Annotated in this window: 16 protein-coding genes; 6 read left to right on the top strand and 10 right to left on the bottom strand. The window is 75.0% G+C overall.

Translation table 11 applies throughout. The annotated features are described in order from the left end of the window. Nucleotides 1-154: 154 nt before the first annotated feature. From RQM47_RS07510 to RQM47_RS07485, 6 genes are all read right to left on the bottom strand, one after another. Complete coding sequence (locus RQM47_RS07510) at nt 155-751, bottom strand: LemA family protein (protein WP_311663172.1); 597 nt, start codon at nt 749-751, stop codon at nt 155-157. 210 nt (nt 752-961) lie between these two features. Further along, nucleotides 962-1,687 (bottom strand): hypothetical protein, encoded by a 726-nt coding sequence (locus RQM47_RS07505; RefSeq protein WP_311663174.1) that lies wholly within the window; start codon nt 1,685-1,687, stop codon nt 962-964. A 190-nt stretch (nt 1,688-1,877) separates the two neighbouring features. Beyond that, nucleotides 1,878-4,400 (bottom strand): primosomal protein N', encoded by a 2,523-nt coding sequence (priA, locus tag RQM47_RS07500; protein ID WP_314008243.1) that lies wholly within the window; start codon nt 4,398-4,400, stop codon nt 1,878-1,880. A gap of 388 nt (nt 4,401-4,788) precedes the next feature. Then, nucleotides 4,789-7,401 (bottom strand): serine/threonine-protein kinase, encoded by a 2,613-nt coding sequence (locus RQM47_RS07495; protein ID WP_314008241.1) that lies wholly within the window; start codon nt 7,399-7,401, stop codon nt 4,789-4,791. A gap of 321 nt (nt 7,402-7,722) precedes the next feature. After that, the gene (locus RQM47_RS07490; protein WP_311663180.1) at nt 7,723-8,340 is read right to left on the bottom strand and encodes an ECF-type sigma factor; all 618 of its coding nucleotides are present in this window, start codon (nt 8,338-8,340) and stop codon (nt 7,723-7,725) included. A gap of 191 nt (nt 8,341-8,531) precedes the next feature. Continuing rightward, a complete protein-coding gene (locus RQM47_RS07485) occupies nt 8,532-9,434 on the bottom strand; it encodes a M15 family metallopeptidase (protein WP_311663182.1) in 903 nt (300 codons plus the stop codon). Between the two features lie 61 nt (nt 9,435-9,495). On the opposite strand from RQM47_RS07485, the gene RQM47_RS07480 reads away from it, so the two are divergent. The 4 genes from RQM47_RS07480 to RQM47_RS07465 all read left to right on the top strand — a co-directional run bounded on the left by RQM47_RS07480 (nt 9,496) and on the right by RQM47_RS07465 (nt 15,848). Further along, the gene (locus tag RQM47_RS07480; protein WP_314008240.1) at nt 9,496-11,001 is read left to right on the top strand and encodes an amidase; all 1,506 of its coding nucleotides are present in this window, start codon (nt 9,496-9,498) and stop codon (nt 10,999-11,001) included. Between the two features lie 254 nt (nt 11,002-11,255). Next, complete coding sequence (locus RQM47_RS07475) at nt 11,256-13,229, top strand: sodium:proton antiporter (RefSeq protein ID WP_314008237.1); 1,974 nt, start codon at nt 11,256-11,258, stop codon at nt 13,227-13,229. A gap of 297 nt (nt 13,230-13,526) precedes the next feature. Then, nucleotides 13,527-15,263 carry an NAD+ synthase gene (locus RQM47_RS07470; protein ID WP_314008234.1) on the top strand — a complete coding sequence of 579 codons (1,737 nt, stop codon included), beginning with the start codon at nt 13,527-13,529 and terminating at the stop codon, nt 15,261-15,263. A 54-nt stretch (nt 15,264-15,317) separates the two neighbouring features. After that, nucleotides 15,318-15,848 (top strand): hypothetical protein, encoded by a 531-nt coding sequence (locus tag RQM47_RS07465; RefSeq protein ID WP_311663191.1) that lies wholly within the window; start codon nt 15,318-15,320, stop codon nt 15,846-15,848. Nucleotides 15,849-15,873: 25 nt separating this feature from the next. On the opposite strand, the gene RQM47_RS07460 is transcribed toward RQM47_RS07465, so the two are convergent. After that, entirely contained in the window at nt 15,874-16,410 is a 537-nt protein-coding gene (locus RQM47_RS07460) for a metal-dependent hydrolase (protein WP_314008231.1), read from the bottom strand. Nucleotides 16,411-16,531: 121 nt separating this feature from the next. On the opposite strand from RQM47_RS07460, the gene RQM47_RS07455 reads away from it, so the two are divergent. Further along, nucleotides 16,532-17,707: a hypothetical protein gene (locus tag RQM47_RS07455; protein ID WP_314008229.1), complete on the top strand. Its 1,176-nt coding sequence runs from the start codon at nt 16,532-16,534 to the stop codon at nt 17,705-17,707. Nucleotides 17,708-17,809: 102 nt separating this feature from the next. Here the strand turns inward: RQM47_RS07455 and RQM47_RS07450 are convergent, their stop codons facing one another. From RQM47_RS07450 to RQM47_RS07440, 3 genes are all read right to left on the bottom strand, one after another. After that, nucleotides 17,810-19,513, bottom strand: a complete 1,704-nt coding sequence (locus RQM47_RS07450) for a potassium channel family protein (protein ID WP_311663198.1) — start codon at nt 19,511-19,513, stop codon at nt 17,810-17,812. Between the two features lie 121 nt (nt 19,514-19,634). Then, entirely contained in the window at nt 19,635-21,770 is a 2,136-nt protein-coding gene (locus RQM47_RS07445) for an amino acid permease (RefSeq protein WP_314008226.1), read from the bottom strand. 195 nt (nt 21,771-21,965) lie between these two features. Beyond that, nucleotides 21,966-22,262 (bottom strand): endonuclease domain-containing protein, encoded by a 297-nt coding sequence (locus RQM47_RS07440; protein WP_314008223.1) that lies wholly within the window; start codon nt 22,260-22,262, stop codon nt 21,966-21,968. 254 nt (nt 22,263-22,516) lie between these two features. Here RQM47_RS07440 and RQM47_RS07435 point away from each other — a divergent pair, with 254 nt between their 5' ends. Continuing rightward, nucleotides 22,517-25,465 (top strand): FAD-binding and (Fe-S)-binding domain-containing protein, encoded by a 2,949-nt coding sequence (locus RQM47_RS07435; RefSeq protein ID WP_314008220.1) that lies wholly within the window; start codon nt 22,517-22,519, stop codon nt 25,463-25,465. The last annotated feature ends 21 nt before the right edge of the window (nt 25,466-25,486 follow it).

Genomic DNA, 25,486 nt, shown 5'->3' with positions numbered 1-25,486 from the left:
GAGGAGCGGTGGGCGGCGAGCCGGACCGGCCCTGCGGGCACAGCGGCCGAGGTTGGACCGCGGCGTGGCGGAGAGCGCGGTGCTCGTCAAGCCTCACGAGGGCGAGCAGCAGAGCGAGGGCGGGGCGGCGCGAGGTGAGCCGCCCGGAGGCGCTCTAGAACTGCACCTCCGGGGGACGCTCGGCGCCCTCGGTCGCCTCGAACGGCGTCCGGCGGTCGACGCCGGCGATCCCGGCGACGAGGTTGGACGGGAACGAGCGGACGCGGCCGTTGAGGTCGGCGACGGCCTGGTTATAGTCGATCCGCTCGGTCCGAATCCGGTTCTCGATCCCTTCGAGCTGGCTCTGAAGGCGGAGGAAGCCTTCGTTGGCCTGGAGCTGCGGGTACGCCTCCGACACGGCGAGGAGCCGCCCGAGCGAGGCCCCGAGCGCCGTCTGCGCCTCCTGGTAGCGCGCGAGCGCGGCAGGGTCGTCGAGGTCGTCGGGCGACACCTGGATCGACGTCGCCCGGCTCCGCGCCTCGATCACGTCCTGGAGCGTCTCGCTCTCAAAGTCGGCCTGGCCCTGGACCGTGTTGACGAGGTTGGGGACGAGGTCGGCCCGGCTCTGGTAGGCGGCCTCGACGTCGGCCCAGGCGCCGGCGACCTGCTCGTCCTCCTGGACGAGGCTGTTGTACGTGCCGCAGCCGGCGCAGCCGGCGAAACCGACGAGCAGGACGACGACGAGGAGGGCGATGGCTCCGGTGCTTCTCATGGCGGGGCGGTCGGGGGCAGGTGGGCAGAGCGCCTTCCTACGCAGTCCCGTCCAAAAGGATGCTCCCCTCCGGCACGACCCCGCCCCGCCCCGGCTAGAAGAGCGCGGGGCGGGGCGGCGATCGCGGGCGGGGCCGCAGCACCGCCTACAAACCAGCGCGGACGCCCCACTGGGGAGCGCCCGCGAAACGTACCGGCAAACACCGCGGGGCTACATCCCGGACCCGGTGGGGCGAGCGCCCGCCCCGCCCATCGCGGTCATCGGCCGCATCATGGCGTCGCGTCGGGCCGAGTAGAACCCGGCGTCCACGAGGCCCAGGCGGTCCGTGGCCTGCTGCCGAGCGGCGGCGTCGAACCCGCGCCGGCTCATGCCGCGGACGGTGCCCAGCTCGCGCTGGTACTGGTCCCGCTGGCGGCGGAGGGAGATCAGGTCGCGGGCGGCGTCGGAGCGCGCGTCGCCCGTGGCCCGGTCGTAGCGGCCGCGGAGGTCGCCGATCTGGTCGTCGTACTGGTCGAGGCGGTCGGACGCCGTGCGGAGGTAGGCGCTGCGGTTCGGGGCCGACGACAGCTGCGAGCGGTACACGTTGCCGGCGAGCTCGTCGTAGCGGCGGCCGTAGTCCTGGCGCATCCGCTGGGCGGCCTCGGGGTCCGACATCGCGGCGTCCGACGAGCCGAAGTCGGTGCGGAGCTCGTCGTAGGACCGGCGGAGATCGTCGTAATCCGCCCGCGTCTCGTCGTCCGCCGAGCGGCCGAGCACGTCGAGGTCCTGACCGAGCCGGTCCAGGTCGGACTCGTACGACGCCCGGTAGTCGTCCATCATGCCGGTCTGGTCCATCATCCCGGTCTGGGACGTCTGGGGCGGGGTGGTCGTCGGGGGCGTCTGGGCCACCGCCGGCACAGCGATGAGGCCGGCCGCGAGGAGGAGAAAGCGTTTCATAAGGGTGGGGGAAGGGAAAAGCCCTTGTACCCGCGCGGCCGCCCGCCTGGGTCCGCCGCCGCGCACGTTCCGGCCCCGCCCGACGGCGCCCCGGGCGCCCCGCCTGTGGCCTGCCTCGTCCCTCTCCCCACCCCGCCCCGGCGGAACCGCGCACGCGGGGCGGGGCGGTCGCCACCCCGCCCGCTCGTCCTCAGTACAGCCCGACCGGGTCCACGTCGAGGTTGACGCGGTGGCCGCCGGGCGCCCCGACGCGGTCGCGGACCGCGCGCACGACGGCGGCGAGCACCGACGGCGGGAGCGTCCGCGGGGCCTTGACCAGCAGGTGGTACCGCCACCACTTTTTGACGCGGCCGACGAGGGCGGGGGCCGGGCCGAGCACCTCGACGCCGGCCACCTTCTGCGCCTCCTGCCCGAGCGCCACGCCCCACCGCTCGGCGAGCGCCTCGGTCGACCGCTGCTCCGGCCCCTTCACCTCGACGCCGACCAGCCGGCCGTACGGCGGGTAGCCCAGCGCCAGCCGCTCGGCCATCTCGACGTGCGCGAACCCGTGGAAGTCGTGGGCGAGCGCGAACCGGATGGCCGCGTGGTCCGGGTTCCGCGTTTGCAGCAGCACCTCGCCCTGGAGCTCGTGCCGCCCCGCCCGCCCCGCCACCTGGGCCAAGAGCTGGAACGTCCGCTCGGACGCGCGGAAGTCGGGCAGGAGCATGCCCGTGTCGGCGTCGACCACGCCGACGAGCGTGACGCGCGGGAAGTCGAGGCCCTTGGCGACCATCTGCGTGCCCAGCAGGATGTCGGCGTCGCCCCGCCCGAAGCGGTCGAGGATCTTGCGGTGGGCGCCCTTGCGGCTCGTCGTGTCGAGGTCCATGCGGAGCACGCGGGCCTCGGGGAAGACCTCGGCGATCTCCTCCTCGACGCGCTGCGTGCCCTGCCCGAGCAGGCGGAGGTCGCGCTCGCCGCACTCGGGGCACGCGGGCTGGAGCCGCTCCGTCAGCCCGCAGTAGTGACAGCGGAGCTGGTCCGAGAGCTTCCCGTAGCGGTCGCGGTGGACGGTCAGCGAGACGGCGCAGTCGGTGCACGTGGGCGTCCACCCGCAGTCCTCGCACGTGACCACGGGCGCGTAGCCGCGCCGGTTCTGGAGGAGGATCGTCTGCTCGCCCCGCCCCAGTCGCGCCTCGATCGCGAGTCGGAGGTCGTGGCTGAGGGCGCCCTTTAGCCGGCGGACCTGCTTTTCGCGGCCCAGGTCGATCACGCGGACCGGCGGGAGCGGGGCGGGCGCGTGCGTCGTGCCGTCGGGGCCGCGGACCGGCACGCGGTCGGGCATCTCGAGCCGCGTGTACTTGCCCGCGTTCGCGTTCGCGACCGACTCCAGCGACGGCGTCGCGCTGCCCAGCACGCAGACCGCGCCGGCCCGGTGCGCCCGCATCACGGCCACGTCGCGGGCGTGGTAGCGCGGGGCGGGGTCGAACTGCTTGTAGCTCGCCTCGTGCTCCTCGTCGACCACGATCACGCCGAGGTTGTCGAGCGGGGCGAAGACGGCCGAGCGCGGGCCGATGACGATGGGGTAGCGGCCGTCGCGGATGCGCGTCCACGCGTCGAGCCGCTCGCCCGGGCTCATCCGGCTGTGGAGGACGGCCACGGCGTCGCCGAACGGCGCCCGGAAGCGGCGGACGGTCTGGGGCGTGAGCGCGATCTCGGGGACGAGCACGATGGCCGTCTTCCCCTTGTCCAGCGCCGCCCGCAGCGTGCGGAGGTAGACCTCGGTCTTGCCGCTCCCGGTCACGCCGTGGAGCAGGAACGTCCCGCCCCGCCCCGCCTGGATCGCGCCCGCGATGGCGTCGGTCGCCGCCTCCTGGGCGGGGTGGAGGTCGACGGGCGGGGCGGCCTCGGGGGCCGGCCCGTCGAGGCCGTCGGCGCGGCGCTCGACCTCGGCGTCGAACGCCTCGACCAGCCCGCGCGCCTCCAGGCTCTTGACCGTCGACGACGTGGCGCCGGTCGCGGCGAACGCCTCGGCCTGGACCGCCCCGCCCTCGCCGACGCCGGCGAGGTGCTCCAGGAGCGCCGTCTGCCGGGCGCCCCGGACCGTCCTGCTGTTGCCGCCCGCGGGCGGGGTGGCGAGGCGGAGGTGGCGGGCCGTCTTGGCGCGCGCCCGCGCCTCCTGCACCTCGTCGTCGAGGCGGACGGCGCCGGCGGCCTCCAGGCGCCGCAGGAGGTTCTGGGGAACCGTCTTACGCCCGAGCACGCCGGCCACCTGGGCGACGGGCAACCCGGCCCCGTTTTTTTCTTGGAGCGCGCGGAGCACCTTCCGCCCACGCGGCTCGTCCCAGGCGTCGGGCGGGGCGAGGCCGTGGACGACGCGGCGGCTCTCGACGCCGGTTCCGCTGGGGAGCGCGGCTTTGAGCGCCTCGCCCCAGGTGCAGAGCGTGTAGTCGGCCACCCACTTGGTCAGCGCGAGCAGGTCGGCCGGCACGGCGGGGCGGCCGTCGAGGACGTCGTACAGCGGCTTGAGCTTGGGGGTCGTCTCCGGGTCCAGGTCGTCGTCGCCGAAGCGCTCGACCACGACGCCCGTGAGCGTCCGCCGCCCGAACGGGACGACGACGCGGGCGCCGGGCACGGCCTCGGCGTCCATCTCGGACGGCACGCGGTACGTGTAGACGCCGTCGACGGGCGTGAGCGGGACGACCTGGGCGAGCGGCGCGGCGGGCGGGGCGGGCATGGCCGCAAGCTAGCGGGCGGGGCGGGGGGATTTGGGGAGGGATTGAGGGATGGGGGATGAGGGACGGGCAGAGGGTGCCCGCCGCACCCCCCTCGTGCTCCGGGGCCGCCGCCCCGCCCTCCGGCCAGCCGGCGCGCCCCACCCTGGCTGCGCCGACGCTGCGCGGTGTCCCTCTCCCGTGGCAGAGCCGCTGAGTTTTCCGCACCTGTCATCGTGAGGATCATCTTGAGGAGTAGAGCGACAGCCTGCCCCGAGTCCCCGAAGGGAAAGATTTCAACCCGAGGCTCGGGCCTAGCGGACCCGGAGGCGACGGGCGGGGCGGCCCAAGACGGCACCCTCTGCCTGCCCCTCTTCCCCCGTCCCGCATCCCTCCCACCCCGCCCCGCCCTCACAAGCGGAGCCGCCGAAGCTCGCGGGCCGTCTCGTCGTCGAGGCCGGGCGGGGCGGCGGGCACGCCGCGGAGCGCGGCCGGGACCTCAGCGCGCCGGCCCTGCCGGTCGAGCGCCCGCGCGAGGCCGACGCGCGCGCCCACGGCGTCCGGGTGGCCGGGCGGGTAGGCGGCGTCGAACCGCCGGGCGGCCTCGCGGAAGGCGGCTTCGGCGTCGGCGTCGCGGCCGGCGTCGTGGTAGAGGGCACCGAGGAGCGCCCAGTCGACGCCGACCTCGACGTGGTCGTCGCCCAGGCTGGCGCGGTCGCGGGCGAGAGCGTCCCGGTAGTACCGCTCGGCGTCGGCGTAGCGGCCGCCGTCGTGGTACGCCGACCCGATGTTGACGAGCGCGACGGCCACGTAGGGGTGACTGTCGCCGAGCGTCGTGCGCCATGTGCCGAGGGCCGCGCGGTACTCGCGGAGCGCGCCGTCCAGGTCGCCCTGCTCCTGGGCGAGCGCGCCCAGGTTGTTCCGCACGGCGGCCACGTCGTCATGAGCTTCGCCGTGGTGCGTCCGGTAGACGGCGAGCGCGCGTCGGTAGAGGGCCTCGGCCTGGGCGGGGCGGCCCCGATCCTGCTCGACGACGGCGAGGCTATTGAGCGTGAGCGCCGTGTGGAGGTGGTCCGGCCCGAGCGCCTGCTCTTTGATGCGGAGCGCCTCGCGGAGCGCGCGGGCGCCCTCGTCAGGGCGCCCGAGATCGGCCCGGAGCACGCCGACGTTGTGGAGGTCGGTCGAGAGGTGGGCCGAGTCGCCGTCTGTGCGGCGCGCGTCGAGGACGAGCGCGTAGAGGCTGTCCGACGCCGCGAGGTCGCCCTGGAGCCGGAGCACGTTGGCGAGCCCGCCCAGCGCGTGGAGCCGGTCCTCGGGCGGGGCGGCCGCGAACGCCCGCCGGTAGACGCGCTCCGCGCCGTCGTAGTCGCCCCGGATCTTGAGCACGCTGGCGAGCCCCAGGTGGGCCTCGGTCCAGAGCGGGGTGCCGGTTGGGGCAAGCGCGCCGGCGGCCCGGTACAGCGAGTCGGCGCGGCCGAAGTCGCCCAGGTTCCGGTGGATCCGGGCCAGCGCCACCTGGAGCCGGCCCCGCTCGCGCGGGTGGTCGGCGAACGCCGCGCGGACCTGGGCCGTCCCCCGGTCGAGGAGGTCGTAAACCGTCGCCGTGTCGCCGCGGGCCTCGAGCGGGTCGCCCTCCTCGAACAGGCCGATCAGGAAGTCGACCGTGGCGTCGGACGCCGCCCGGTCGGCCTCGGCTTGGGCGCGGGCGCTCGACAGGCGGAGCGTGTAGCCGGTCACGAGGGCGGCTACGAGCACGACGCCCGCCGCGGTCGCCGCCACGCCCTGCCGGTGGCGGCGGACGAACGACCGAGCGCGGTAGCTGACCGAGTCGGGCCGGGCCTCGACGGGGAGCCCAGCGAGGTGGCGTTCGAGGTCGCGCGCGAGCGCGGCCGGCCCGTCGTACCGGCGCTCGGGCTCTTTGCGGAGCGCCTTGAGCACGATCCGGTCGAGGTCGCCGCGGAGCCGGCGCCGGAGCCGGGCGGGGTCCGTCGACCGCGCGGCGGCCCGGGCCTCCGCCCCGCCCTCGGCCGTGGTCGCCGACGGCTCGGGCGGGGTGGCCTCCAGGACGGCCCGCTCGACGGCCGCCCGGGTCCGGCCGTCGGCGGCGTAGGGGCGCCGGCCCGTGAGGAGCTCGTAGAGCAGGACGCCCAGCCCGTAGACGTCGGTGGCCGTCGTGGCGTCCTCGCCGCGGACCTGCTCGGGCGCCGCGTACTGCGGCGTCATCACGCGCCGGTCGGCGGCGGTCACGGGCGCCGTGAACGGGGCGGCCTCGTCGAGCAGCTTGGCGATCCCGAAGTCGAGGAGCTTGACGCGCCCCGCCCCGCCCCCAGAGGTCTCGCTTGCCGCACCGCCCCCAGAGGCCGCGCCCTCCGGGTCCGCGCCCGGGGTCTCCTCGACGAGCACGTTCGACGGCTTGATGTCGCGGTGGACGACCAGCATCCGGTGGGCGTAAGCGACGGCCTGGCAGACCTCGCCGAACAGGGCCAGGCGCTCGGCGACGCCGAGCTGCCGGCGGTCGCAGTAGTCCGTGATCGGCTCGCCGCGGACGTAGCCCAGCGCGAGGTAGGGGCGCCCGTCCGACGCCGTGCCGCCGTCGAGGAGGCGGGCGATGGCGGGGTGGTCGAGCCGGGCGAGCACGTGGCGCTCGGCCCGGAACCGGGCGACGAGGTCGGGCGCGAGCCCGGGGCGCACCAGCTTGACGGCGGCCTCGGCGCGGTAGGCCCCGTCGGCCCGCTCGGCCCGCCACACCTCGCCCATCCCGCCCTCGCCGACGCGCTCGACGAGCCGCCACGGGCCGGCCCGCTCCGGCGGCGGGAGGGACAGGCCGTCGCCGTAGACGGGCACGCCGTCGCCCGCGTCGCCGTCGAGGTCGAGCAGTCGCTCGACCTCGGCGCGGAGCGCGGGGTCGGGGCCGCCGTCGGGAGCGCGGACCTCGCGGTCGAGGTACGCGCTCCGGTCTTGCACGTCGATGTCGGCGGCGGCGTCGAACAGGCGGGACACCCGTCGCCAGCGGTCGGGGGTCATGGGGCCACAGTCAATTGCTAGAGTGTAAGGCTTTGGCGGCCGGGTCCTCCCGTGCACGTCGCGGACACCGCCCCGCCCCCTGGCGTGGAACGGAGGACCATGCGGGATCGAGCGACGTCGGCACCGGCCACGAGGCAAACACGGGAGCCAACTCCCGCACGCGCACGTCCCGTTCCAGACGCCGCCATTCAGAAGCTAGCCTGCACCCTCTGGCGTGGTCAAAAAAGAGCGCCCGTTTGCCCCAGTTCACGGCCATGCCGCCGGGCGGGGCGGGCGCTGAAAAAGCCGCACCGCCTCGCCAGGAACCGTCTCCGCCCCGCCCTACGCCAGCGTCGAGATCGCGTCGGGCGGGGCGGCCCCGAGCTCGCCGCGGAGCCACGCCCGCGCGCGGCGCCAGTCGCGCGTGACGGTCGCCTCGGAGACGCCGAGCGCGGCGGCCGTCTCGTCGATCGAGAGCCCGCCGAAGACGCGGGACTCGACGACGCGGGCCGCCCGCTCGTCGAGCGCCGCCAGCCGCCGGAGCGCGCCGTCGACCGTCAGGATTTCCTCGATCTGGGGCTCGGTGAGGAGCGCCTCGGGCGGGGCGGCGTCGAGCGAGGCCGCCACCAGGCCGCCGCCCCGCTTGAGCGCCCGCTGCGACTCGGCGTAGCTCACGAGCACCTGCCGCATGGCCCGGCTGGCGACGCCGAGAAAGTGGCCGTGGCCCTCGAACGGGTCGGCCCCGGCGACTTTGAGGTACGCCTCGTGGACGATCGCCGTCGTGTTCAGCGTGTGGTTCCCGTGCCACCGCGCCCGGTGCGCCTTGGCGAGCCGGCGGAGGTCGTCGTAGAGCCGCCGCGTGAGGACGTCCGGCGTGCGGTCGGCGGCGCGCGAGTCGGCGCGGAGGGCGATGACGAGGTCGCGGGCTGGAGCGTCGACGTCCAGAACGGCGGGTTCCATCGGGACAGGGGTGGAACGCTCCAAAGTAGGGGCGGGCATCGGCATTCGGCATCAGGTGACTCCGCAGCTGTGGGCTGCCTGGGCGGGGCGGGCACGGGGGAGCTTCGGCGCCTCTCCCTCCTCCTCCCACGCATTCTGGCCCGACGTCGTGTCACGGCCCGCCCCGCCCCGCCCTTACGTCTCGAGAATCCCTACTGCACGGGGAAGTCGAAGTACGTGCCCGGGTGCGGCTCGCCGCGGAGCGAGAAGTGCCACCACTCCTTGGAGTAATTCTGGAACCCGCGCCGGCCCATGGCCGCCCGGAGCCGGTCGCGGTTGCGGCGGGCCTCGGCCGAGAGGCCCGGGCTGTCGGTGGCGGCGAGCGGCGAGAGGCAGTCGTAGGCCGTCCCCATATCGAGGTCGCCCTCGTCGAGCCGCTCGCCCCACGCGCCGTCGCACCGGGGGAGCGGGTCGGGCGGGGCGGGGAACGACGTGCGCACGGCGTCCTCGGCCGGGAGGCGGACGACCGTGAGGTCGACGGTCGAGCCCCGGCTGTGGCCGCTCCGGGTCGAGATGTAGCCGCGCGCGAAGAGCCACCCCTTCGGCTCCGTCGGGTAGAACGCCTCCTTCATCGTCGTGTCGCGGAGGCCGGTCCACCGGGCAAAGTGGCGGACGGCCGTCTGGGGCCGGTAGCAGTCGTAGACCTTGAGCCCGAGGTCCTGCCGCGCGAGGTCGTCGGCGACGGCGGCGAGCGCGTCGGCGGCCTCGCTCGTCAGAATGCACTCGGGGGCGTCGTAGCCGTCGATCGGCTCGCCGACGAAGTTGAACGCCGTCGTGTACCGGATTTCCTGGGCCACGCTGGGCGCCACGTCGCGGAGGCGCACGAACCCGTCCGGCAGCGGCGGCCGGGCCGCCGTGTCACGCCGGGCCGTCCCCACGTCCGCCGCCCCGCCCCGCTTCGACTCCAGCGACACGAGGGCGACGTCCGCCTCGGGCGGGGTGGCCGCCGCCCCGCCCCCGTCGGCGGGCGGGGCGGGCGTGGGGCCGCACGCGGCGAGGAGCGCGACGAGGAGCGCGGCGAGCGGGGCGGGGCGGGCGCTCAGGGGCGGGGGCATCGGTACACCGGGCGGGGACGGCGGGTAAGCTATCGCTCCGAACGCTCCGCCCCGCCCGCCCATGCCCCTCCCCCTCCCCGAGTACGACGACCTCGACGCCACGGGCCTCGCCGCCCTGGCCCGCCGCGGCGACGTTTCGGCGGCCGAGCTCGCCGACGCCGCGCTCGCGCGGGCCGAGGCCCGTGACCTGGGCGCGTTCGCGCACCTCGATCCCGCCGCCGCCGTCCGCCGCCGGGCCGAGGCCGCCCCGCCCGGGCCGTTCCAGGGCGTCCCGTTCGCCGTCAAGGACCTGTTGCACCCGGTCGCCGGGATGCCGATGCGCGAGGGGTCCGACGCGCTCCGCCACCACGTGCCCACGACCGACGCCACGCTCGTCCAGCGCTACCGGGCGGCCGGGCTCGTGCTCCTGGGCAAGACCACGACGCCGGAGTTCGGGCTGATGGGCGTGACCGAGCCCGAGGCGTACGGCCCGACGCGGAACCCGTGGGCGCCCGACCGGACACCCGGCGGGTCGAGCGGGGGCGCCGCCGCCGCCGTCGCCGCGCGCGTGCTCCCGGCCGCCGACGCGTCCGACGGGGGCGGCTCGATCCGCATCCCCAGCGGGTACTCGGGGCTGTTCGGGCTCAAGCCCTCGCGCGGGCGCGTCCCCGACGGCCCGACCGTGGGCGAGGTGTGGCACGGGGCGAACGCGAGCCTCCCCGTCACGCGGACGGTCCGCGACGCGGCCGCTTTCCTCGACGCCGTCGCCGGCCCGTCCCCGGGCGACCCCGTCGCGCTCCCCCGCCCCGCCCGCCCGTTCGCCGACGCCGTCGGCGAGGACCCGGGGCGGCTCCGGGTCGGGTTTTCCGTGCGGTCGCCGCTGGGGACCGACGTCGACCCGGCGTGCGTCGAGGCCGTCGAGGACGCCGCGGCGCTCCTCGCCGAGCTCGGACACGACGTCGAGGAGGCCGCGCCCGAGGTCGACGGGCGCGCGCTCGCCCGGAGCTACTTCATGATGTACTTCGGGCAGGTCGCCGCCTCCGTCCGCCGCGCCGAGGCGATCGCGCCCGGCGCCCGGCGGCGCGTCGAGCCGGTCACGCGGCTCTTAGCCGAGGTCGGCGAGCGCGTCTCGGCCGCCGAGTACGCCGCGTCGCTCGACGGGTGGAACGTCTACGCGCGCGCCGTCGGCCGCTTCCACAAACGGTACGACCTCTACCTCACGCCGACGACAGCCGTGCTCGCGCCGCACGTCGGGGCGCAGGCGCCGACGGCCACCGAGCGCCTCCTGGCCGGGGCCGCGGCGCGGGCGCGGGCGGGGCGGCTCCTGCTCAAGAGCGGGTTCGTCGAGCAGCTCATCATCGAGCGGCTCGCGGACACGCCGTTTACGCAACTGGCCAACCTCGCGGGCCTCCCCGCCATGTCGGTCCCGCTCACTCAGACCGCCCCGCTCCCGGGCGCCCCGCGCGGGCTCCCGGTCGGTGTCCAGTTCGTGGGCCGCCCGGCGAGCGAGGCCGGGCTCCTCCGGCTCGCGGCCCAGCTCGAGGCCGCGCGCCCGTGGGCCGACCGCCGCCCCGCCCTCGTGGGCTGACGCCGCCCCGCCCGTCCCGTTGCACGGGGGCTGGGTGGGAGCGCAACGCACCGGCGCGAGGTTGGCTCGGTCCGTGACGCGTGACGTTGCTTCTGGGGGCTCCCTCACGCACCACGAACCATGCGTCCGCTCACGCGCGGCCCCGCCTCGCGCGCCGCCCCGCCCTTCGCGCGCGGCGCAGTCCTCGGGGGCGGGGCGGGGCGGCGCAGACCGTAGCTTCTGCGGCCCGCCACCCCGCCCCCTGGGACCGCCTCATGTCCACGCCCCTCGTTACGATCGCCGCCGTCGTCGTGCTCGGCATTGGCGCGCAGTGGGTCGCGTGGCGGACCCGGCTGCCGTCGATCCTCCTGCTCCTCGGCGCCGGCTTCCTGGCCGGGCCGGTCACCGGCTTCCTGCCCCAGGAGGCGCTCCAGGGCGAGTGGCTGTTCCCGTTCGTCTCGCTGGCCGTCGGGATCATCCTGTTCGAGGGCGGGCTCACGCTCCGGTTCGACGAGTTCCGTGAGGTGGGCAAGTCGGTCATCAACCTCATCACGATCGGCGTGGGCGTGACGGGCGTGCTCGGCGCCGTCGGCGCCCACTACCTCGCCGGGTTCTCGTGGGAGGTGGCGATCGTGCTCGGCGCGCTCCTGACGGTGACGGGTCCGACGGTCGTGCTCCCGCTGCTCCGACAGGTCCGCCCGGCGGGGCGCGTGGGGACGATCGCGAAGTGGGAGGGGATCACGATCGACCCCATCGGGGCCATCCTCGCCGTCCTCGTCTTGGAGACCGTCATCCTGCTCCGCGAGCCGGCCCAGGCCGTCGGGGGCGAGCACGCGAGCCCGTGGAGCGCGCTCGCGACCGGGATCGCCTACGAGGTCGTGGTCGGCGTGGGCGTGGCGGCGCTCTCGGCGGGCCTGCTCGTCCTGCTCCTCCGGCGCCGCCTCGTGCCCGACTGGCTCCAGAACCCGGTGGCGCTCATGGTGGTCATCGCCGCGTTCGCGATCTCGAACGCGCTCCAGGAGGAGGCCGGGCTCCTCGAAGCGACGCTGCTGGGCATCTTCATGGCCAACCAGAAGTACGTCTCGGTCCGCCGGATCGTCGAGTTCAAGGAGGACCTCCGGGTGCTCCTCATCTCGCTCTTGTTCATCGTGCTCTCGGCCCGGCTCGACCCCTCGGCGTTCGAGGTCATGCTGGCGCCGGGGCCGCTCTTGTTCCTCGGCGCGCTCATGCTCGTCGTGCGCCCCCTCGCCGTCGTGCTGTCGAGCCTCGGCACGGGCCTCACGTGGAAGGAGCAGGCGTTCCTGTCGTGGCTGGCCCCGCGCGGGATCGTGGCGGCGGCGGTGGCGAGCCTGTTCGCGTTCCGGCTCGCCGAGTTTTTTCCGGCCGAGGCCGAGCGCATCGTGCCCATCGTGTTCCTCGTCATCGTGGGCACGGTGGCCGTGTACGGCCTGACGATCTCGCCGCTGGCGCGGGCGCTGGGCCTCGCGCTCCCGGACCCCCAGGGCATCCTGTTCGTGGGCGCCCAGCCGTGGGTCCGCCGCGTGGCCAAGGCGCTCCAGGACCTGGGCGTGCGGACGCTCCTTATCGACGCCAACGCGCGGAACGTGCGGCTCGCGGTCCGGGCGGGGCTCCCGGCCAAGCGGGCCAACGTGCTCGCCGAGGGCGTCATCGACGACCTCGACCTGAGCGGGCTCGGGCGGCTCCTGGCGGTCACCCCGAACGACGAGGTCAACTCGCTGGCGGCCCTCCACTTTGGCGAGGTGTTCGAGTCGAACGAGGTGTTCCAGATCCCGGTCCGCTCCGACGGCCCGCAGAGCGCGGCCAACGAGATCCCGCGCCACCTCCGCGGGCGCCCGCTGTTCTCGACCGACGCGACCTACTCGTCGCTCGACGAGCGGTTCGACGCGGGCGCCGCGATCCGCGTGCTCCGGCTCGCCGACGGCGGGGCGGGGTGGCTGCGCGAGGCGTCGGACGACGGGGCGTTCACGCCGCTGTTCGTGGTCCGCGGCGAGAAGGTCCGGGTCTACGCCGAGGACGCCGACATCACGCCGCAGCTGGGCGACGCGCTCGTGGCGCTCGTCGACCCCGACCCGGGATCGGAAGCGCTGTGGCGCGACGCGATGGAGGAGGCCGACCTCGACACGCCGACGACGAACGACCACGCGCCGTCGAACGCGGCGAGCCCGCCGGCGCCCGCCCCGCCCGGCGACGGCCAGCCGGGCGCGCCGGCCACCCCGCCCCGATCATAAGCGGCGAGCAGCGGGCGGGGCGGTCGCGCAGCCGCCCCGCCCGACAATGGCATTCGTAGGGACACGACGCGTCGTGTCCGGGCCGAGCGGACCCAGAGGGCAGGGTGGTCTTCGATAGCGCCGCCCCGCCCCGCGCTGCCCGGTGACATCCCCGCCCTGCCCGGTGCCAGGGCAACCGGCGGTCGCCCCTACGACGCCGTCCCGCCCACCGCCGGGCGGGGCGGCCGCATCATCCGTCCCGGCACCCCGCCCCGCCCGGCGCGTCCAACGCGCTCCCCCCGCCCGACCGCCCCGCCCGTGCGCATCGCCCTCTGCCAGATCAACCCGACCGTCGGCGACCTCGCCGGGAACGTCCAGCGCGTCCTCCGCGACGCCCGCCGCGCCTCCAGGGCCGGGGCCGACCTCGCCGTCTTCCCCGAGCTGTGCGTGACGGGCTACCCGCCGCAGGACCTCCTCGACCGGCCGGCGTTCCTGGACGACGTGGACGACGCCGTCGCCCTGCTCGCGCGCGAGGCGCCGGACGGGCTCGCGCTCCTCGTCGGCGCGCCGGTGCGGAACGAGACGCCCGTGGGCAAGCGGCTGTTCAACTCGGCCCTGCTGCTCGCGGGCGGGGCGGTCCGCGACGCCGTCTCCAAGACGCTGCTGCCGACGTACGACGTGTTCGATGAGGCCCGCTACTTCGAGCCGTGCCCCGAGCGCCGCGTGATCGAGCACGGCGGCGTGCGGCTGGGGGTCCACCTGTGCGAGGACATGTGGAACCACTCCGGCGGAGCCGACGGGGAGCAGGTGCCCTACCACCTCTACGCCGCCGACCCCATCGCCGAGCTGGCCGCGCTCGGCGTGGACCTGTTCGTGAACCTCTCGGCGAGCCCCTACGCGGCGGGCAAGCCGGCCGAGCGGCAGCAGCTCATCCGCGAGAGCTGCCGCGAGCGCGGCGTCCCGTTCGTCTACGTGAACCAGGTCGGCGCCAACACCGAGCTGATCTTCGACGGCAGCAGCCAGGTGCAGTCGGCCGCGGGCGGGGTGCTGTGGCACGCGCCGCTCTTCGAGGAGGCGTTCCACGTGTGGGACACCGAAGCGCCGGGCGGGGCGGTGGAGGTGCCTGTTGAAGACGCGACGGCCGAGGTCCACGACGCGCTCGTGCTCGGCGTCCGCGACTACGTGGCCAAGACGGGGCCGGGCGTGTTCGACAAGGCGCTCGTCGGGCTCTCGGGCGGGATCGACTCGGCGGTCACGTGCGCGATCGCCGTCGCGGCGCTCGGCGCCGACCGCGTGGTGGGCGTGACGATGCCCTCGGCGTACTCGTCGTCGGGCTCGGTCGACGACAGCCGGGCGCTGGCCGAGAACCTGGGCATCGCGTTCCACGAGGTCCCGATCCGCCCCGCCGTCGACGCCTTCGGCGCGATGCTCGCCCCGCTCTTCGAGGGGACCGAGGACGGCGTGGCCGAGGAGAACGTGCAGGCCCGGGCGCGGGGCGTCACGCTCATGGCGATCTCGAACAAGTTCGACCACCTCCTGCTCACGACCGGCAACAAGTCCGAGGTGGCCGTCGGCTACTCGACGCTCTACGGCGACATGGCGGGCGGGCTGGCCGTCCTCGCCGACGTGTTCAAGACCGACGTGTACCGGCTCGCCGAGCACGTCAACGCGCGGGCGGGGCGGGACGTGATCCCGCGGAGCACGATTACAAAGCCGCCGTCGGCCGAGCTCCGCCCGGGGCAGACGGACCAGGACTCGCTGCCGCCGTACGACGTGCTCGACGCGGTCCTCGTCCGCTACGTCGAGGGGCACGCCTCGCCCGCAGCGATCGCGGCCGAGACCGGCTTCGATCGGGCGCTCGTGGACCGCGTCGCGCGCCTGGTGGACCGGAGCGAGTACAAGCGGCGGCAGGCGGCGCCGGGGCTCCGCGTGAGCCCGAAGGCGTTCGGGAGCGGGCGGCGCCTCCCCATCGTCATGCAGCGCACGCGCGTGACGGAGCGGGGCGCGGCGGAGCGCGTCGAGGGCGCCCCGGCGGCGGTGGGCGTCGACGCCTAGCCGCCCCGCCCCAAACGAGGCGGTGCCGCCGGAGCCCGCCGCCCCGCCCGACCCATGACCACGACCGACACCGACATGGACCTCTTCAACATTACCCGGCTCGACCACGTCGCCTCGTGGTGGGTCCGCCTCCAGCGCGATGGCGAGAAGATCGACCGGCGGTTCCGCGACCGTGACCACGGCGGCACGGACGGGGCGCTCGCGGCGGCCCAGGCGTGGCGTGAGGCTCAGATCGAACGGCTCGGCCCCACCCCGCCCTCCAAAGCGTCGCACATGCTCACGCCCGAGGCGCGGCGCCGGAACCGGCGGGCCGTGACCCAGACCGGCGTGACCGGCATCGGCGTGACGGTCAAGGAGTTCTCGGCCTCGAGCGTCCCCTACGTCACCGCGTACTGGATCGACGGGGCGGGGCGGCGCCGGCAGACGTCGTTCTCGGCCGGCCGCCACGGCGTCGACGGCGCGCTCCGCCTAGCCGCAAAGGCCCGGGCGCAGACGACGGAGTGGCACGGCGAGCCGGCCCGGACGGCGGACGAGCTCTACGAGGCCGCCGAGGCCCGCGTCCGCGAACTGGTCGAGGCGGCGTAGGTCGGGCGGGGCGGGGCGGCCCGCCTCACACCGTCTCCGGCGCCCGCCGGCGGACGGCGAGCAGGAAGGCCGCGACGGCGAGCGCCGGTCCCCACACCCACAGGACCTCGCTCGCCAGCACCTCCAGACCGCGCGCGCTGACGAACCCGTCGATCCCGATCGGCGACACCTCGATGGGACGCCACAGGAAGAACAGCCGGTCGTTCGAGAACGGGGCCAGCAGGGCCACGCCGTGCCCGCCGTCCGTCAGCATGTCGAGGAGGCCGTGCGAGGCCGTCGCGGCGAAAAAGTAGGCGCCCAACGCCGCCCGGTGAGCCGACCGGCGGAAGAACACGGCGACGACCACGGCGGCGAGGATCGCCGCGAACACGAGGGAGTGCGAAAACCCGCGGTGGCCGAGCGGGTGCTCGTACGGGATGCCGAGCCGGAAGGCGAGCACGTCCAGGTCTGGGACGACCGCGCAGGCGGCGCCGAGCGCCCACAGCCGGAGCGGGCGGACGGCCCGCTGGACGGACGGGCCAAGCGCGAGCGCAGCGACAGCGTGGGTAAAAATGGTGGGCACGGCGTCGGAGGGGGAGCCCCAAAACGTACGGATCGGGCGGGGCGGCTGAGCCCGGCAATCGCGCCCCGCCCCGCCCGTTGGGACCGCCTGCACCGCTCCGTTTGTGTTGCCCGCCCCGCCCGTGCGCCTCATTGTCGTCCTGCTCGTCGTGTCGGCCCTCGTTGGAGCCGCCCCGCCGGCGCTCGCACAGGGCGAAGCGCCCGCGCCGGGCGGGGCGGGCGACCCCGTCCTCTTCGTGCACGGCCTGTCCTACTCCGACCTCGCGTGGCGCGACGTGGCGACGGCGCTCGCGGCCGACGGCTACGGCCTCCCCTACACGGTCCACGCCGACCTCAACGCGAGCGAGCGGACGGACACGGCGAGCGACGTCGTGGTGTCCGAGATCGTCCCCACGCGGCGGCGGCCGGACCGGACGCCCGTCGCCGTCGGGGGCGGGGCGCCGGAGCGCGTCGACTCGCGCCTGTTCTTCGTCAACTTCGAGGCCGTCGCGGACCCCGCCGCCGGCACGCTCGCGCCCTACGCGCGGCGCGGGGCGGGGCGGTCCGAGAGCAACGAGGCCGGCGTGGTGAAGCAGGGGGCGGCGCTCGGGCGGGCGGTCCGCGAGGTGCTCGCCGCCACGGGCGCCGAGCGCGTCGTGCTCGTCGGGCAGTCGATGGGCGGGCTGGCCGTCCGCGAGTACCTCCAGCGCCGCGACGCCGACGGCCGCCCGCGGTGGTGGGCCGAGCCCGACCGCCCGGACGGCCACCGCGTCTCGGCGGCCGTGACCTACGGGACGCCGCACCAGGGGAGCAACCTGGGCGCCGGGCTCTGCGACGGCGAGGGCGGCGGCTCGCTCCTCAGCGTGCTGACCGAGGCGTTCGCCGGCGCGCGCACCGAGGCCATCCGCGACCTCCGCGCCGTCTACCCGTGCTCGGCGCTCGGCGCCGGCCGCTACCTCTACGGCGGCGACGAGGCCGACACGGACGAGTTCGAGGACTTCGACGTCGACGCCGACGGCGCCGTGGGCGGGGCGGTCGTCGGGATCAACGCGGGCGACCCGGGCCTGCCGTACGCCGTCGACAACCCGGCCATGCCGCTCCCGCCGGACGTCGAGTACGTCTACGTCGTGGGCAGCGTGTTCGGGCTGGGCACGGACCTCGTGGTCGAGGCCTCGCGGCAGGTCCTCCAGCGCCGCGACGGCGCCCGCCCCGCCCTCGCACCCGAAGGTGCCCGCCGCATGGTGACGGGCCGGCCGCACCTCCAGCAGACGCGCGACGTCCAGACGATCCGCGAGGTACTGGCGTCGCTGGGCGGCTGAGGAGGGACACCGCGCAGCGTCGGCGCAGCCAGGGTGAGGGGTCTCGGGCCGGGCGGGGTGGCGCGCCTCCAGAACCGCCCCGCTCCGGCCGCCCCGCCCCGCTCAGGCGTCGCCGAAGACCTCGGCGAACTCCGCCCGCTGCGCCTCCCCGCCCAGCATCAGGAGCTCCGCGCCCGGCGCGAGCACGGTGTCGGCCGAGAGGTCCGTCGCGGCCTCGTCGCCGTGGTGAAGCGCGATCACGCTCAGCCCCGTCCGCGCCCCGATCTCCGTCTGGGCCAGCGTCTTGCCGCGGAGCGAGCGGGGGACCGGGACCGAGAACAGGTCGACGTCCTCGCCCAGCACCACGAGCTCGCGGCCCTTGAGCACCGAGAGGACGGCGCGGGTCCCCAGCGTCGCGTAGCTGAGCACGAAGTCGGCCCCGGCCCGGTGGATGGACTCGAGGTTCCGGTCGTACGTGATCCGGCTGACGATGCGGAGGTCCGGGTTCAGCTTCCGGCAGTACGACGCGAGGTAGATGTTCATCGCGTCGTCGTTGGTCGTGAGCAGGACCGACGGGGCCTCCAGGATGCCGGCCTCGCAGAGCCGGTCGTAGTCGGCCGCGTCGCCGGCGACGACGCGGCCGCACTCGGGCGCCAGCCGCGCGCACAGCTCGGGCTCGCGCTCGACGAGGTTGACCGGCACCCCGCGCCGCCGGAGCGACCGGACCGCCGCCGCCCCGACGCGGCCCCCGCCGATGACGACGACGGGGTTCGGGTTCACGCTGTAGATGACGAGGAGATCGTCGAGGGCCTCGAACTGGGCCTCGGTCCCGATCACGGCCAGCACGCTCGCGTCCGTGAGCGGCGTCTCGGGCCGGGCGGGGTGGAGGTGCCCGCGCTCCCAGACCCCGACGATGCTCACGCCCGAGACCTCGCGGAGACGGGTCTCCCGGACCGTCCGGTTCGCGAGCGGCGTCCGGTGGACCGGGAGCTCGGCGACGAGGAGGTCCTCGTAGTGGCCGATGGGGTGCGACCGGGCGTGGAGCGCGTTGACCCGGCTCGCGAGCTGCTCGCCCAGCCACTGCTTGAGCGGGAGGACGTGCGTGGCCCCGCTCAATTCGAGCACGTCGACCGACTCCTGCGCGCTCGCGATCGCGACGACCGGCTCGTCGGGGGCCACTTCCCGGACCGTCAGGATGATGTTCGTGTTGACGGTGTCCTCGCGGTTGGCGAGCACGAGGCGGGCGCGGTCGAGCGCGAGCGCCTCGTACGTCGCCCGGCTGTCCACCCCGCCCGCGACCACGGAGACCCCGTCGAGGTAGAGCTCGGCGGCCGTCGTCGGGTCCTCTTCGAGGACCACGTACGGGACGCCCTCGCCCTCCAGCCGCCGGATGAGCCCGGGCGTGATGGAGTCGTAGGCGCAGATCACGACGTGCCCTGCCAGCCCCGGCGGCACGCGGCGCGGCGCCCGCATCTGGACCTGCGACTCCAGCCACGGCGCGTAGAAAAAGCGGATGAACGCGAACGGGAGGACGATGAGCAGCAGCAGGATCCCCGAGACGAGCACGAGGATGCTGAACAGACGCCCCAGGTCGCTCTCGAACGTGATGTCGCCAAACCCGAGCGTGCTCATCACGGTCAGCGTCCAGTAAAACCCCGTGACCCACGAGTGCTCCTCGCCCTCGTGGAGCATGACGAAGTGGAACGTGATGGCGAAGACCACGACGACGGCGGCCACGAACGCGACCACCTTCATCAGCGACCGGACGTTGCGGCGGACCGACGTGTCGCGGAGGAAGTAGGAGAGGTGGGCGCCGACGGTCTTCATGCGTACCGGCTCGGGGGCTGCGGTGGGGCCGCCCCGCCCGGATCGGGCGGGGCGGGAAACGGCGGGTCGCCCCGGTGACAGGGCGCGCCACCCCGCCCGAGGGCGGCCGGGGGCGGGGCGGCTAGGGCGCGGCCGGGGCGGGGCGGTACGCGTCGGCGAGCGCGCGGATGCCGGCGGCCTCGCCGATGACCGTCAGCCGGTCGCCCGCTTCGAGGACCGTCGAGCCGCCGGGGACGGCGATCTGGCCCTCGCGGTGGACGAGCGCGACGAGCACGCCCGGCGGCAACGTCACGTCCTTCAGCGCCCGCCCGACGAGCTCCGCCGTCGGCCCCGCGGGGTCGACGGTAAGGCCGAGGTAGCGGTCGTTCTGGATGAGGACCTCCTTCAGGTCCTGCTCGGTCGCCGCGCGGCGCCACTCGCGCAGGAACGGCTCCTCGTCGATCCGGCTCGCGATGTTAGCGAGTGTTCGGAGGTGGCGGCCCGGGGGCTCCTCGGGGCTCAGCAGGAAGAACGCGGCAAAGACCCGCTCGGCCGCGTCGGGCCGCGCGTCGCCCGTCGTGTCGACCGACACGACGAGCCCGGGCCGGCTCCGCACCATGACCAGCTCGGGCCGGTCGACCTCGGGGAGCCGGAGGTGCGGGAGCGCCGCCCCGCCCGAGACCGGCGTCGAGCCCGTGCGCGAGCCGTCGAGGAAGCCCTGCACGATCCGGGCCGGCGAGAGCCGCGCGCGGTCGGCCAGGAGGACCGCCGCGTCGTGGGCCACGTCCTCGAACGACCGCTCCTCGTCGAGGTCGACGACGGCCGCGCGCGTGACGAGGTGCTCGAACGGGGTCTCGTCGGCCAGCCCCTTCTCCTTCAGGATCGTGCGGAGCTCGCCGTCGAGCCCCTCGTAGCGGCGCTGTCCGAGCCGCGCGAACAGGTGGTAGATGGCCCCCTCGCGCACGACCTCGGCGTTCGGGCGGACGTACCGGACGTACCACGCGATGCCCACGAGCACGACGGCCAGCGACAGCTCGATCGCGAGCAGCCCCAGCTCGGCGATGAGGAAGATCGGGGCCACGACCCCCACGATCTGGACGTAGGGGTAGAGAGGGCTCCGGTAGCCCGGCACGTAGCTCGGGATCCGCGACTCCCGCATCACGATCACGGCCACGTTGAGGAGCCCGAAGACGAGAAGCTGGAAGGCGCTCGCGAGCTTGGCGATCCCCTCGACGTCGAGGGCCACGATGACGAAGATCATGAGCACCGACGTGAGCACGATGGCCGGGACCGGCGTCCCGAACCGGCCGAGCGTGGCGAGCCGCGGCGTGACGAGGTGGTCGCGAGCCATCGCGAGCGGGTACCGGCTGGCCGCGAGGATGCCCGCGTTCCCGGTCGAGGCAAACGCCGCGATCGCGGCGATCACGATCAAGAGGAGCCCCCAGCGACCGGGGAGCCAGTCGAAAAAGGCCTCGGCCGCCGTCGCGACGGGCGTCAGGTCGCTCCTGAGCTCGGACGGCTCGAGGACAGCGATCATGATGAACACGCCGACGCAGTAGATGGCCGTCGCCGTCGCGAGCGAGAGGAACATCCCGAGCGGGAGGTTCCGGTCGGGGTCCTGGACCTCCTCGGCGACCGACGCCACCTTCGTGAGCCCGGCGTACGACACGAACACGAGCCCGATCGTCGCGAGCAGCCCCTCGGCCCCGAACGGGAGGAACGGCGTGAACTGCCGCGACACCTCCGCCCCGCCCAGATCCACGACCGCGCCGATCCCCTGGACCACGAAGAACGAGAGGACCACGACGAGGATGGTCACGAAGACGCGCTGGAGCCCGCTGGTCTCTTTGGCCCCGAAGATGTTGAGGAGCGCGAACGCGACCGTCAGCCCCACGGCGAGCGCCTTGATGGGGATGTCCTCGACGAAAAAGACGAGGTAGGCCCCCATGCCGACGAGCGCGAACGCGCTCTTGAGGATGAGCGCGAGCCACGTCCCCAGCCCGCCGACGGTGCCGGCGAGCGGCCCGAGGCTCCGGTCGAGGAAGTAGTACGCTCCACCCGCGCGCGGCATGGCCGTCGACAGCTCGGCGACGGAGAACATGGCGGGCAGGATGAGGACCCCGGCCAGGAAGTACGCGAGCACCGTCGCCGGTCCGGCCTTGGCCGTCGCGAGTCCGGGGAGCAGGAAGAACCCGGAGCTGAACATGGCCCCGGTGCTGATCGCGTAGACGTCGAACAGCGTGAGCGTCTTTTTGAGGCGGGCGGGCTCCGTGGACACAGGGGCGGGGTGGGCGAAGGCCGAACATACGGGATGGCCCGCCCGCCGCCCCGCCCCAGATCGCGCGGGCGGGGCGGGCGCCGAGGGCGGGGCGGGCGCCGAGGGCGGGGCGGGCGCAGGCAACCACCCCGCCCGTGTTCAGCGGCTCCGGGCGGGGCGGCGGGCGGGGCCAGTTCCCCTCCTGGACAGGAGGGGCTAGGGGTGGTGGACCGGGCAAGCACCACCGGGAGAGAATGCCTCAGCGATCGCTTCCAGCACGGCGTCCGGCGTCTGGAGGACCGCGCGGTTCTCAAACCGGAGGACGCGGACACCCCATGCTTCCAGCGCCCGCTGGCGCGCCACGTCGTGTTCCGCGCGGGCAGGGTCGGCGTGAACAGCTCCGTCCAGTTCGACGGCGAGGCATTCGGCGGGGCAGTAGAAGTCCAGCACGTAGCGTCCGACGCTGTGTTGGCGGCGGAACTTGCGCCCTTTCAGTTGCCGCCCCTTGACCATCTACCACAGAGCTCGTTCGGCAGGCGTCGCGCGGTTTCGGAGGTCCTGGCGGATGGGTTTTAGCCGTGGCCTGTTGTGCTGTCGCTCCATTGGGTGCCGTGGTTGGCGTCTTCCATGACGATACGTCTGGGCTGGCATAGGGCCGGGCACTCGCCCCGTCCACCACCCCTAGCCCCTCCTGTCCAGGAGGGGAACTGAGCCGCCGCCCCGCCCCGCCCGCGCACGAACGGGCGAGGCGGCGCGTACACTCCGGCATGCCCACCGACGCCGCCCGCCTGGAGGACTTTGCCGCCGCCGTCCGCCCCCGGATCGCGGGCAGCCTCCGCCTCGACGCCCTCAGCCGGGCGCTCTACGCCACCGACGCCTCGCTCTACCGCGAGCCCCCGCTCGGCGTCCTCGTGCCCCGCCACGCCGACGACGTCCAGGCGGCGCTGGAGGAGGCGGGGCGGTTCGGGATCCCGGTCGTCGCGCGCGGGTCGGGCTCCAGCCTCGCCGGGAGCGCCGTCTCGGCCGGACTCGTGGTCGACACGACCAAGCACCTGCGCGAGATCGTGTCGCTCGACGCCGAGGCGCGGACAGCGACGGTCCAGCCGGGCGTGGTCCTGGACGACCTCAACGCGGCGGCGCGCACGCACGGCCTCCAGGTCGGGCCGGACCCGGCGTCGTCGAACCGGGCCACGATCGGCGGCATGCTGGGCACGAACGCGACCGGCACGCACTCCATCCAGTACGGCTCGGTCGTGGACTGGACCGAGTCGGCGCGGGCGCTCCTGGCCGACGGCACGCCGGTCTCGTTCGCCCCGCTCTCGCCCGAGGCGTGGGCGGCGAAAATGCGCGCGGGCGGGGCGGAGGGCGAGGTGTACCGGCGCCTCGACGCGCTCCTGAAGGTCCACGAGCAGGCCGTCCGCCGCGACACGCCGGAGCACTGGCGCCGCGCCGGCGGCTACCGCCTGGAGCGGATGTTCGAGGCGCCCGAAGTCGACCGCGGGCCGGGGCGACCGTGGAACGGCACGCGCAACGTCGCCGCCCTCCTCGCCGGCAGCGAGGGGACGCTCGGGATCGCAACCGAGATCACGCTGGGGCTCGTCGAGCGGCCGACGCACGCGGTCCTGGGCGTCGTCCACTACGCCACGCGGCGCGAGGCGCTCGAAGCCGTCGAGGGCATTTTGGAGACCGGCCCCACGGCCGTCGAGCTGTTCGACCGGATCGCGCTGGAGCGGGCGCTGAACGTGACCGAGTACGCCCCGAAGCTCCACTTCGTCCAGCGGAACGCGGACGGGAGCCTGCCGGCGGCGCTCCTCATCGTCGAGTACAGCGGCGGCTCGGATGCCGAGACGCGCGACGGGCTCGACCGCCTGCGCCGGCACTTGGGGGGCGGGGCGGTGATCACCGAGGCCTTGGAGGACGCGCACATGGCCGACGTCTACGCCGTGCGCAAGGTGGGGCTGGGGCTGGCGATGAGCGCGCGGCTGCCGGTCCAGGCCGCGGCGATCGTCGAGGACGCGGCCGTCCCGGTCCGCCACCTGCCGGCCTACATCCGCGAGATGGAAGAGGCCATGTCGGCCGAGAACGTCGACGCGGTCGTCTACGCGCACGCGAGCGCCGGCTGCCTCCACGTGCGCCCGTTCCTGGACCTCCGCCGCCCCGCCCAGGTCGAGGCGCTGGAGGCGATCGCGCGGGCGTCGATGACGCTCGCCAAAAAGTACGGCGGCGTCATCGCGTCGGAGCACGGCGACGGCCGCGCGCGCGGCGCGCTCGCCGAGGACTTCTACACGCCGGCCCTCTACGCGGCCTACCAGGCGACCAAGCGCGCGTTCGACCCCGACGGCCGCCTCAACCCGGGCAAGATCGTCGACGTGCCACCGCTGACCGAGGCGCTGCGGATGGGGCCGGACTACCACCCCGCCCGCGTCGAGACCGGCCTCGCGTTCCACGACCCGCGCGGCGTCGACGCCGGGTTCGCGTCGGCCGTCGAGGCGTGCAACGGGTCGGCCGTGTGCCGGAAGATCGGGGCGGGGACGATGTGCCCGCCGTTCATGGTCACGCGCGAGGAGAAGGACTCGACGCGCGGCCGCGCGAACGCCTTGCGCGAAGCGCTGACCGGCGACCTCGGCCGCCTGACCGGCCCCGAGGTCGCCGAGGCGCTCGACCTGTGCGTGTCGTGCAAGGCGTGCAAGTCCGAGTGCCCGGCGTCGGTGGACATGGCGGCGCTGAAGACGGCGTGGCAAGAGCAGAAGTGGAAGGAAGAGCGGCCCGGCGCGCGGACGCGCCTGTTCGCGCACCTTCCGGTCCTCGCGCGGCGCCTGGCCGGCCCGCTCGCGCACGTCGTCAACCGCGCGAACGCGAGCCCGCTGGCCCGCCCCGCCCTCGACCGGCTCGGGATCGCGCGCGAGCGGCCGCTGCCGTCGTTCGCCACGCGCCCGTTCTCGGCCGCGCGCGACCGCCCCGCCCCCGACGGCTCGCTCGGAGCGGACCCCGACGCCCCGCGCGTGGCCCTCTACGTCGACACGTTCGGGCGCTTCCAGGAGCCCGAGATCCCGCGCGCCGCGCTCCGCGTGCTCCAGGCCGCCGGCGCGCGCGTCGAGGTGCCGGCCTACCGCTGCTGCGGGCGGACGTACCTGTCGAAGGGGTTCGTCCCGCACGCGACGCGCCTCGCCCGGCGCCTGGTCGAGACCTACGCGCCCTACGCCGAGGGCGGGGTGGCGATCGTCGGCCTGGAGCCGTCGTGCGTCCTGACGCTCCGCGACGAGATCCCGCGGCTCCTCCAAGACGACCCGCGCGCCGCCGCCGTGGCAGCCGCGGCCATGACCTTCGAGGAGTGGTGCGCGGCGCACGCCGACCGCCTCGGCGCGCTCGACTGGCAGACGGCGGGCGGGGCGGCCGACGCGGCGCTCGTCCACGGCCACTGCCACCAGAAGGCGCTCTCGTCGATGGGCGCGAGCCGCGCGTGCCTCGGCGCCGCCGGCCTCGCCGTGACCGAGAGCGGGGCGGGGTGCTGCGGCGTTGCGGGCGCCTTCGGCTACGAGGCCGAGCACTACGCCGTCTCCGTCGCGATCGCCGAGGACCGGCTGGCCCCGGCCGTCCGCGCCGCCCCGCCCGAGGGCGTGGTCGTCGCGGCGGGGACGAGCTGCCGCGAGCAGATCGAGCACACCACGGGCCGCCGGGCGCTCCACCCCGCCCAGGCGCTCGCGGCGCGGCTGTAGGGCGGGGCGGCCTCGTAGCCG

It is taken from the genome of Rubrivirga sp. S365, assembly GCF_032248475.1.
Taxonomy (GTDB): Bacteria; Bacteroidota; Rhodothermia; order Rhodothermales; family Rubricoccaceae; genus Rubrivirga; species Rubrivirga litoralis.
The sequence above is the reverse complement of the archived record's forward strand: the minus strand, read 5'-3'. Positions and strand labels throughout refer to the sequence as shown.

What these genes read in the sequence shown, in the direction of transcription:
- RQM47_RS07510 (WP_311663172.1), bottom strand. Translation starts at nt 751, where the DNA reads ATGAGAAGCACCGGAGCCATCGCCCTCCTCGTCGTCGTCCTGCTCGTC.
- RQM47_RS07505 (WP_311663174.1), bottom strand. Translation starts at nt 1,687, where the DNA reads ATGAAACGCTTTCTCCTCCTCGCGGCCGGCCTCATCGCTGTGCCGGCG.
- priA (WP_314008243.1), bottom strand. Translation starts at nt 4,400, where the DNA reads ATGCCCGCCCCGCCCGCCGCGCCGCTCGCCCAGGTCGTCCCGCTCACG.
- RQM47_RS07495 (WP_314008241.1), bottom strand. Translation starts at nt 7,401, where the DNA reads ATGACCCCCGACCGCTGGCGACGGGTGTCCCGCCTGTTCGACGCCGCC.
- RQM47_RS07490 (WP_311663180.1), bottom strand. Translation starts at nt 8,340, where the DNA reads ATGGAACCCGCCGTTCTGGACGTCGACGCTCCAGCCCGCGACCTCGTC.
- RQM47_RS07485 (WP_311663182.1), bottom strand. Translation starts at nt 9,434, where the DNA reads ATGCCCCCGCCCCTGAGCGCCCGCCCCGCCCCGCTCGCCGCGCTCCTC.
- RQM47_RS07480 (WP_314008240.1), top strand. Translation starts at nt 9,496, where the DNA reads ATGCCCCTCCCCCTCCCCGAGTACGACGACCTCGACGCCACGGGCCTC.
- RQM47_RS07475 (WP_314008237.1), top strand. Translation starts at nt 11,256, where the DNA reads ATGTCCACGCCCCTCGTTACGATCGCCGCCGTCGTCGTGCTCGGCATT.
- RQM47_RS07465 (WP_311663191.1), top strand. Translation starts at nt 15,318, where the DNA reads ATGACCACGACCGACACCGACATGGACCTCTTCAACATTACCCGGCTC.
- RQM47_RS07450 (WP_311663198.1), bottom strand. Translation starts at nt 19,513, where the DNA reads ATGAAGACCGTCGGCGCCCACCTCTCCTACTTCCTCCGCGACACGTCG.
- RQM47_RS07440 (WP_314008223.1), bottom strand. Translation starts at nt 22,262, where the DNA reads ATGGTCAAGGGGCGGCAACTGAAAGGGCGCAAGTTCCGCCGCCAACAC.
- RQM47_RS07435 (WP_314008220.1), top strand. Translation starts at nt 22,517, where the DNA reads ATGCCCACCGACGCCGCCCGCCTGGAGGACTTTGCCGCCGCCGTCCGC.